We start from the raw sequence: 8,779 nt of genomic DNA, 5'->3' as shown, positions 1-8,779 counted from the left end.
ATGGGTTAAAGTGGGCGCATGAGATGGGTTCTGGCCGTCGCCGCCGCCGGTGTCGTCAGCATGGTCGCCGGGGGGTGTCACCACGCGCCCCCGCCGGCGCCGCAGGCGTCGCCCAGTTCGGCGGGAATGAACACCGCCAGCGCAGTCGATGTGGCGTTTCTGGAAGACATGGTGATCCACCACCAGCAGGCCCTGGACCTGACCGCCCTGGTACCCGGCCAGAGCGCCAATCCCGCGCTGGTGGCGTTCGCCGACCAGAGTGCGGCGCAACGGCGCACCGAACTGCAGGGCTGCCAGGCGCAATTGCTTCAGTGGGAGGTTCCCGGCGGGCGTTCCGGCGACGACCCGGCCGCCATTCCCGGAATGGTGGATCCGGCCACCGCGGAAAAACTGCGCGGCTTGCGGGGAGCGGCGTTCGACACCTTCTGGCTGCAGACCATGATTACCCATCACCGCGGGGCGATTGCGCTGGCGCAGAACGAAATCGAACAGGGTGAAAGTCCCGAGGCCATCAGCATCGCGCAATCTCTCATGCCGTTTCAGCAAGCCGAGATCGTTCAGATGAACCAACTGTTGGGAGCCGCATGACCGCCGAGGCGCCGGGGTACTCCCCGCACAAGGACAACTACGCCAAGCGGCTGCGCCGCATCGAGGGGCAGGTGCGCGGCATCGCCAAGATGATCGACGAAGACAAGTACTGCATCGACGTCCTCACCCAGATCAGTGCCGTCAATAGCGCGCTGCGGGCGGTGGCGCTGAACCTGCTCGACGAGCATCTCGTGCACTGCGTCAGCGGCGCCGTCGCCTCCGGTGGTGTGGAGGCGGACTCCAAACTCACCGAGGCGTCGGCGGCCATTGCTCGGTTGGTTCGTTCCTGACCCGCACGCCGTTACCATGTGACCCGGCAGTAACCGGGAGCGCTAGGCGCCACGTACCACTCGGCGCTGCCCTCAACACATGACTGTCGAAACCGGAAGTACCCGATCGAGGCCGTGGACGCCGCAGACCACGGCACAGTTGGCGATCCTGGCCGCTGCCGCCTTCATCTACGCCACCGCAGAGATCCTGCCGGTGGGCGCGCTGCCCGCGATCTCGGTCGGCCTCAACGTCAGCGAGGCACTGGTCGGGACCCTGCTGGCCTGGTACGCGGTGGTGGCGGCGGCGACAACGTTGCCCTTGGTGCGCTGGACCGCGCACTGGCCGCGCCGGCGGGTGCTGCTGCTCACCCTGGTCTGCCTGACCGCCTCCCAGGTGATTTCGGCGATGGCGCCGAACTTCGCCGTGCTGGCCGGGGGGCGAGCGCTCTGCGCGGTCACGCACGGTCTGATGTGGTCGGTGCTGGCGCCCATCGCCACCCGACTGGTGCCGGCCAGTCATTCCGGGCGCGCGACGACGGCGATCTACGTCGGCACCAGTCTGGCTCTGGTGGTCGGTATCCCGCTGACCTCGGCGATGAGCCTGCTCTGGGGATGGCGGCTGGCCGTCGTGGTGATCACCGCGGCGGCGGCAGTCATCACCGTGGCGGCCCGGATCGCGCTGCCGGCACTGGTGCTCAGCACCGATCAACTCGCACTGGTGGGCAACCACCATCACCGCAACGGGCGACTGGTGGCGGTGAGCGTGCTGATGCTGATCGCGGTCACCGGGCACTTCATCTCCTACACGTTCATCGCGGTGATCATCGGCGATGTGGTCGGCGTCCCGGGGGCTCGCCTGGCCTGGCTGCTTGCCGCGTTCGGCGCGGCCGGTCTGATCGCGATGCCGTTGTTGGCCCGGCCGGTAGACCACAGGCCCAAGCTGGTCACCGGCACCTGCATGGCCGCCATGTCGGCCGCCTTCGTCGTCTTGGCGGCCCTGTCGATCGGCGGGCATCACACCACCGGAACGACGCTGCTGGGGTCGGCGGCCATCGTGTTGTGGGGAGCGATGGCGATGGCCGTGTCGCCGATGCTGCAGTCGGCGGCCATGCGCACCGCGCCCGACGATCCCGACGGCGCTTCGGGGCTGTATGTGACGGCGTTTCAGGTCGGGATCACGGGGGGCTCGCTGGCCGGCGGCCTGCTGTTCGAACGGGCCGGAACCTCGGCGATGCTGACCGCTTCGGCAGCGCTGGTCGGCATCGCCGCGGTGGGTATCGCGGCCAGCAAGCGCCTGTTTGTCGTTCCCTGACGATAACCGCGCGGTAACGTTCGCCACCCCGCCCACGAGACAAATCGCTGGTCAGAAAGGTGGCCGGGGTGAGTGGCGGCCGCTGAAGCCGGTTGTCGGAGTTAGCTGGCAACCGCCCTGTGCGACACTGGGATCACTATGGCGACCGGAGGTGTGTCGATGTCGGGATGGAAACTCGCGCGGGTCGGTGCGTGGCTCAGCACCGCTGGATTGGCCGCGGGTCTCACGCTCGGTTGCGGATCGGCGCTGGCCGACCCGCCGCAGCAGCCCGGTGACCCCGCGCCGGCCGACGCCGGTGCGCCTGACCCGGGTGCGCCGCCGCCCCCGGCCGATTTTCCTCCGCCGCCCTTCGAGCCGTTCCAGCCTTTTCCGCCGTTCCAGCCGTTTCCGCCGGAGCTGCCGCCGCCCCCGCCGCCGGGGGACCCGGCGGCGTTCCCGCCACCCGCGGAGGCGGGGCCGCCCGGCGCGCCCGAGGGCATCCCACCCGGCCCGGAATCGCCGACGGTGCCGGCGGTGCCGGGCGAGCCCGTGCAGCACGGTGCCGGGACGGCGACCGCCGCGGGGCCGGTTGTCGGGCAGAACCCCGAGCCGTTCACCGGGACGTCGCCGTTCCAGCCGCCCACCTTCAACCCGGTCAACGGCTCGATGGTGGGCGTGGCCAAGCCGATCATCATCGACTTCCAGCGGCCCGTCGCCGACAAGGCTGCGGCGGAGCAGGCGATCCACATTTCGTCGACCCCGCCGGTGTCGGGCAAGTTCTACTGGATGACGCCCAGCCAGGTGCGGTGGCGGCCGCTCAACTTCTGGCCGGCCCACACCGTGGTCAACATCGACGCGGGCGGCACCAAGTCGAGCTTCCGCGTCGGTGATTCCCTGGTGGCCACCGCCGATGACAAGACGCACCAGATGACGATCACCCGCGACGGCAAGGTGGAGAAGGTCTTCCCCATGTCGATGGGGATGAGCGCCGGTGGGCACGAGACTCCCAACGGCACCTACTACGTGCTCGAGAAGTTCCCGACCGTGGTGATGGACTCCTCCACCTACGGGGTTCCGGTGAACTCCAGTTGGGGATACAAGCTCACCGTGCAGGACGCGGTCCGGATCGACAACAGCGGCGGCTTCGTGCACAGCGCGCCTTGGTCGGTGGCCGATCAGGGCAAGCGCAACGTCAGCCATGGCTGCATCAACCTCAGCCCGGCCAATGCAAAGTGGTTCTACGACAACTTCGGTAGCGGCGATCCCGTCGTGGTGAAGAATTCGGTGGGCAGCTACACCAAGAACGACGGCTCCCAGGACTGGCAGCTCTAGAGCAGCCGGGGTCTGTGTCCACAGGCCCCGGCGGCGGTCAGTTCCAGATGCGGACTCGCGAGGCCGGTTCCAGGTAGAGCGCGTCCTCGGGTGTGACGTCGAAGGCGTGGTAGAACGCGTCCATGTTGCGGACCACTCCGTTGCAGCGGAACTCCGGCGGTGAATGCGGATCCACCGCCAGGCGCCGGATGGCCTCGGCATCCCGAGACTTGGTGCGCCACACCTGCGCCCAGCCGAAGAACACCCGCTGGGTGCCGGTCAAGCCGTCGATCACCGGGGCCTCGGCCCCGCCCAGCGACAACTGGTAGGCCAGCAGGGCAATGGAGAGCCCGCCGAGATCGCCGATGTTCTCCCCGACGGTGAACGCGCCGTTGACGTGTCGGTCTCCGTCTAACTGGCGTGGCACGTAGGCGTCGTACTGGGCGATCAACGCGCTGGTGCGGGAACCGAATTCGGCGCGGTCGGCATCGGTCCACCAGTCGATCAGGTTGCCGTCGCCGTCGTACTTCGCGCCCTGGTCGTCGAAACCGTGGCCGATCTCATGGCCGATCACGGCGCCGATACCACCGTAGTTGGCCGCGTCGTCGGCGTCGGCGTCGAAGAACGGCGGCTGCAGAATCGCGGCGGGGAAGACGATCTCGTTCATCCCCGGGTTGTAGTAGGCGTTGACGGTCTGCGGTGTCATGAACCATTCGTCGCGGTCCACCGGCTGGCCTAACTTGGCCAGTTCGCGGTCATAGTTGACCGCGTAGCCGCGCAGGTAGTTGCCGTACAGATCGGCGCGGTCGGTGACCAGGGCGGAGTAGTCCCGCCACCTCGCCGGGTAGCCGATCTTGGCGGTGAACTTGTCCAGCTTGGTCAGTGCCCGCTCTCGGGTCGTCGGCGTCATCCAGTCCAGGCTGGTGATGCTCACCCGGTAGGCCTCGCGCAGATTGCGGACCAGCTCGTCGATGCGCGCCTTGGCTGCCGGCGGGAAATGCCTTTCCACGTAAAGCTTTCCGACCGCGTCGCCCATCAGGGACTCGACCACCGACACGCCGCGCTTCCAGCGGTCGCGGATCTGTTCGGTGCCCGAGAGCCGGCGTCCGTAGAACTCGAAGTCTTCGGCGACCAACTCGTCGCCGAGCAGTCCGGCCCGAGCGTGAATGACCCGCCACCGAGCCCAGTCCTGCCAATCGGCCAGCTCTGCGCTGTCCCACAGGGCGGCAAAAGCCGTCAGGAAGTCCGGTTGCCGAACCACCAATTCGTCGGCTGCCCCGGTGGCGGCGCCCAGTGCCTCCCGCCAGCCCGCCCAGTCGAAACCGGGCGCCTCGGCGGGCAGCCCGGCGAAGGTGCGCAGGTTGTAGGTCAGCTCGGCGTCGCGGCGCTTGACCACGTCCCAGTGCGCCTTCGCGAGCCGCGTCTCGAGCGCCACGATGCGCGCCGCCGCCCCCGCGTGATCGTGCGCCTGCCCGCCGTAGACCAGGGCGAACATCGCCGCGATGTGCTCGGGGTAGGCGGTCAGGATCTCGGCGTACTGCTCGTCGCGGTAGTAGGACTCATCGGGCAGTCCCAGCCCCGACTGGGTCAGGTGCAGTAGGTAGCGGGTCGAGTCTTTGGAGTCGGTGTCCACATACAACCCGACGCCGCCCCCGACCCCGCTGCGCTGATACCCCCCGAGCGCCCGTGCCAGCGCCTGGCGGTCACCGGCCTCGTCGATGGCGGACAGTTCCTGGCGCAGTGGCGCCACTCCGCGCTCGCGCACGGTCTGCTCGTCGAGGAAGCTCGCGTAGAGATCGCCGATGCGGCGCTGGTCGGGATCGGCCCCTGAGGCGGCTGCACTGGCCTCGGTCAGCAACTCCCGGACCTGAATCTCGGCCCGGTCGAACAGGGCGCGAAAGGCGCCGTCGGTGGCCCGGTCCGGAGGCATCTGATAGCCCTCGAGCCACTCACCGTTGACATGGCCGAACAGATCGTCCTGCGGTCGGACGGCGCTGTCGATGTAGGCGAGATCGAGGCCGGATCTGGTGGCTGCTGAGGTCCCCTGTCCATCCTTCCACGGCGAACGATATAGCTCTCCTGTAGCGTCACCGCCATGCCTGACGAGGAACAACCTGACGCCTCCACCGAGGTGGACGGCGGAATCGAACCCGGCGCCGGCACAGCTGACAGCGACACGAGCCAGGACGCCGTAGCGGAGTCCCGCGACAAGGCTCCGGAGAAGACGCCCAAGAAGAGTGTCCACAGCAAGCCCGCCGCCGCGGACTCGCGCAACGTCCTGTCCGGTTACGGGTGGGCGTCGGTCGGCGTCGGCCTTCTCGCGGTGGCCGCGTTGGTATTCAGCCTCCTCACCTGGTCGGCGCACCGCGCCGACGTCAAGGAACGCGGTTACCGCAGCCAGGTGCTGCAGACGGCCGCGAGCTGGACCAGCGTGCTGATCAACTTGAACGCCGAGAACGTCGAGAAGGGCATGGCCCGATTGCGCGACAAGACCGTCGGCGAACTCAACAGCGAGTTCGACGCGGCATTGGCGCCCTACCGTGACGTGGTGCAGCGGATTCAGTCGCGCAGCAGCGGCCGTATCGAAGCGGTCGCCATCGAAGAGGAGCATCACGATCTCGACGAGCCGGCCGGCGTGGGCAACGACAAACCGTCCAACCCGGGCCGCACCGACCCGGTGATGGTGATAGCTACCTCGATCGCCGAGAACGTCGGCGGCCGGCCCCAGACCGTGCACTGGGCCCTGCACCTCGACGTCACCGACGTCGCGGGCAACCTGATGATCTCCCGATTGAGGTCGATTCGATGAGCAAGCTGGAAGTCCTCAAATCGCGCACGCTGTGGCGGGTTGTCGCCGTCGATATCGCGGCGCCCCTCGGCGCGATCGGCGGCCTGTTGCTGGTGGGGCTCTCGCTCGACTGGCCGGTCTGGTACGTCTCGCTGTGCTCGGTTCTGGTGCTGCTCATCGTCGAGGGCATGGTGGTGAACTTCCTGCTGCTGCGCCGCGACGCGGTGACGGTCGGCACCGACAATGAGCGGCCCGGGCTGCGATTCGGAGTCGTCGGGTTGGCTGCGGCGGCGCTGATCGCGGCGGCCGTGCTGGGGTATCTGCGCTGGACGGTGCCCGACCGCGACCTGGAAGCCGATGCCGGTGAGGCGGTCAAGACCGCCGTCGCCATGGCCGAGGCCGCGGCGACGGTCGCGCCGGCCAACCCGGACGCATCGATCGACAAAGCCGCCACCTACATGGTCCCGGACCGGGTCAGCGCGTTCCGGGAGAGCATCGGCCGGACTGCCACGGAGATGGCAAACCGCAACATCGCCGTCGATGCGCAGACGCTCAGTGCCGGCGTCGAGGCACTGGGGCCTTCGGCCGCGCGGGTCGCGGTTGTGATGCGCAGCGTCCAGACGGTGGCGAGCCAGCAGGTCAAGCAGTCGGTGGTCCCGGTACGGGTCACCCTGACCAAGCGCGGCGGCCAGTGGTTGGTCCTGGAGATGTCACCGATCCACGCCCGGTGATCTCACCGGTGGCCGGCGTCAGACGGCGTCGGGCGCTTCGCGGGTGTTGAGTTTGACGAAACGATCGGACAGCCGGCGCATCCGGATCATCAGGGAGGCCGGCGGGCTGACCGAGCCGCTGAGGTATTCGTCGAGGCTGTCGGCTGGAATCCCGACCCGCGAGGCGAACTCCTGCCGGCTCAGGCCCGAGCGTTCGATCAGTACCCGCATGTGGCGGGCGACCTCTGCGCGTTCGTTGGCCTCCAGGTGCGTGCGGGTGCGGGCCAGGACTTCCGACAGTGCCTTGGCGATGCCGAAGGACTCGGTGCCGGCCAGCACTTCTTCGACCTGGCGTGCGGTGCGGCCGTAGGGGTCGCGTTTGAGTGCCACCACGATGCGCTGCCAGGTGGCGATGTCGCCGTTCTGCAGCGCAGCGCGGATAGCCGACGTGGGCCAGAACTCGACCTGCCGGTCGGAGTCGCCGGCCGGCTGCCGGGGCAGCGACCCACGGCGTCGGTCCGCGGCCAACGTCACCTCGCCTCCTCCAGCATCGCCACCGCAACGGCCAGGCAGCGCCCTGCGACATGCTCCCAGTCCGTACCCGCTTCCGGCGCCTCCTCGCCAGCGTGGTCGCTGCCCGTGGTGAGCTCCGGATCGGCGAGCCGACGGACAAGCTGCGTGGCCATCCATTGTCCTTCGGTCGGTTGACCAGAGTAATACCTGTCGATTCCGCAGAGTTCCCCAGCGACGGTTTTCAGGCCGAATGCATCGGCGAGGTCGGCAAGCTCGGCGTAGTCCCGGCGGTGGTTGCGGACCAGGGCCAGGTAACCGGCCAGGCGCAGGGTCTCGGCGCCGGTCGGGATCTGCAGTCGGTCGCCGGTGGGCAGTTGGACGGCGGCGGTCTCCATCGGCAGGCGCCGGGCCAGCGGTTGTCCTTCCAAGCCGATCTCGTTGGCCGCCCACGACTCGGTTTCGAGCGCGTCGAGCGCGATCGCGAGCCGGCGTCGCCAGACGGTGACCGGGTGTACCGGCCGCAGCGCGCGCGGCTGCGCCCGATCGGCCCGAGACTGCCATCCACCGGCCAGCCGGGCCAGGGCATGGCTGACCATGGTGCCGCCGGCCGGTGCCGGCTCGGTTGCCCGCGGAAGCGTTTCAATCCTGCTGGTCGCCACCTCGGCCATGCCGCAGCCACGCAGCGCCAACGGGTCGCTGACGCAGACGGCGTCCGGCGCCAGACCTTTGAGCCGGGCCGCCGACTTGACCACCACACGCAGGTCGGCGCTTGGGGTGATCAGCGCGGAGATGTCATCGGGGATCACCACGACATCGCCCAGATCGACTGTGGGCAGCGGCTTTTCGAAGTCGACCGACGGTAAGAGACGTGCCAGCCAGCGTGGCAGCCACCAGTTCCACTCGGCGAACATCGCCATCAAAGCGGGAACCAGCACCAGCCGCACCACGGTGGCGTCGACCGCGATCGCCACCGCGCACGCCACCCCCAGCTCGGCGACCAGCGGCATTCCGGCAAACGCGAAACCGATGAACACCGCGATCATGATCAAGGCGGCGCTGGTGATGGTGCGCGCGCTGGTACTCACCCCGTACGCGACCGCGTCGTGGGTGTTGCCGGTCTGCAGGAAACGTTCGCGGATGCGGGTCAGCAGGAAGATCTCGTAGTCCATCGACAAGCCGAACGTCATGGCCAGTACCAGCGGCGGGATGAACGTGTCGATGGAGCCGGTCGCAGCGAACCCCAACCGTTCCAGCCAGCCCCACTGGAACACCATCACCAGGCTGCCGTAGGCCTGTCTCTTATACACAT

9 protein-coding genes are annotated in these 8,779 nt (G+C 68.4%); 6 read left to right on the top strand and 3 right to left on the bottom strand.

Translation table 11 applies throughout. From position 1 onward, the window contains the following. Window positions 1-126 precede the first annotated feature (126 nt). The 4 genes from LI92_RS17455 to LI92_RS17440 all read left to right on the top strand — a co-directional run bounded on the left by LI92_RS17455 (window position 127) and on the right by LI92_RS17440 (window position 3,480). Entirely contained in the window at window positions 127-588 is a 462-nt protein-coding gene (locus tag LI92_RS17455; RefSeq protein ID WP_286135166.1) for a DUF305 domain-containing protein, read from the top strand. Beyond that, a complete protein-coding gene (gene ricR, locus LI92_RS17450) occupies window positions 585-878 on the top strand; it encodes a copper-sensing transcriptional repressor RicR (protein WP_046321088.1) in 294 nt (97 codons plus the stop codon). Before LI92_RS17455 ends, ricR begins: the two co-directional genes overlap by 4 nt. A 79-nt stretch (window positions 879-957) precedes the next feature. Then, window positions 958-2,169, top strand: a complete 1,212-nt coding sequence (locus tag LI92_RS17445; RefSeq protein ID WP_046321086.1) for an MFS transporter — start codon at window positions 958-960, stop codon at window positions 2,167-2,169. Between the two features lie 159 nt (window positions 2,170-2,328). Continuing rightward, window positions 2,329-3,480, top strand: a complete 1,152-nt coding sequence (locus LI92_RS17440; protein ID WP_046321094.1) for a L,D-transpeptidase — start codon at window positions 2,329-2,331, stop codon at window positions 3,478-3,480. Between the two features lie 37 nt (window positions 3,481-3,517). On the opposite strand, the gene LI92_RS17435 is transcribed toward LI92_RS17440, so the two are convergent. Then, window positions 3,518-5,461: a M13 family metallopeptidase gene (locus tag LI92_RS17435; protein ID WP_046321092.1), complete on the bottom strand. Its 1,944-nt coding sequence runs from the start codon at window positions 5,459-5,461 to the stop codon at window positions 3,518-3,520. A gap of 93 nt (window positions 5,462-5,554) precedes the next feature. Between LI92_RS17435 and LI92_RS17430 the strand changes: the two genes are divergently transcribed. Beyond that, window positions 5,555-6,268: a hypothetical protein gene (locus LI92_RS17430; RefSeq protein ID WP_052740839.1), complete on the top strand. Its 714-nt coding sequence runs from the start codon at window positions 5,555-5,557 to the stop codon at window positions 6,266-6,268. Beyond that, entirely contained in the window at window positions 6,265-6,978 is a 714-nt protein-coding gene (locus LI92_RS17425; protein WP_046321080.1) for a hypothetical protein, read from the top strand. Before LI92_RS17430 ends, LI92_RS17425 begins: the two co-directional genes overlap by 4 nt. A gap of 18 nt (window positions 6,979-6,996) precedes the next feature. On the opposite strand, the gene LI92_RS17420 is transcribed toward LI92_RS17425, so the two are convergent. Then, window positions 6,997-7,491: a helix-turn-helix domain-containing protein gene (locus LI92_RS17420; RefSeq protein ID WP_046321078.1), complete on the bottom strand. Its 495-nt coding sequence runs from the start codon at window positions 7,489-7,491 to the stop codon at window positions 6,997-6,999. After that, window positions 7,488-8,779 (bottom strand): MMPL family transporter (locus tag LI92_RS17415; protein ID WP_046321076.1); only part of this gene is annotated, 1,292 nt, incomplete at its 5' end. The genes LI92_RS17415 and LI92_RS17420, both read right to left, overlap by 4 nt.

Source organism: Mycobacterium sp. UM_Kg1, from assembly GCF_000972925.1.
Lineage (GTDB): Bacteria > Actinomycetota > Actinomycetes > Mycobacteriales > Mycobacteriaceae > Mycobacterium > Mycobacterium hiberniae.
This window is presented reverse-complemented; position numbering and strand designations above follow the sequence as displayed.

Excerpts from the sequence above, each read along its gene's own strand:
- LI92_RS17455 (WP_286135166.1), top strand. The coding sequence starts at position 127 with ATGAACACCGCCAGCGCAGTCGATGTGGCGTTTCTGGAAGACATGGTG.
- ricR (WP_046321088.1), top strand. The coding sequence starts at position 585 with ATGACCGCCGAGGCGCCGGGGTACTCCCCGCACAAGGACAACTACGCC.
- LI92_RS17445 (WP_046321086.1), top strand. The coding sequence starts at position 958 with ATGACTGTCGAAACCGGAAGTACCCGATCGAGGCCGTGGACGCCGCAG.
- LI92_RS17440 (WP_046321094.1), top strand. The coding sequence starts at position 2,329 with ATGTCGGGATGGAAACTCGCGCGGGTCGGTGCGTGGCTCAGCACCGCT.
- LI92_RS17430 (WP_052740839.1), top strand. The coding sequence starts at position 5,555 with ATGCCTGACGAGGAACAACCTGACGCCTCCACCGAGGTGGACGGCGGA.
- LI92_RS17425 (WP_046321080.1), top strand. The coding sequence starts at position 6,265 with ATGAGCAAGCTGGAAGTCCTCAAATCGCGCACGCTGTGGCGGGTTGTC.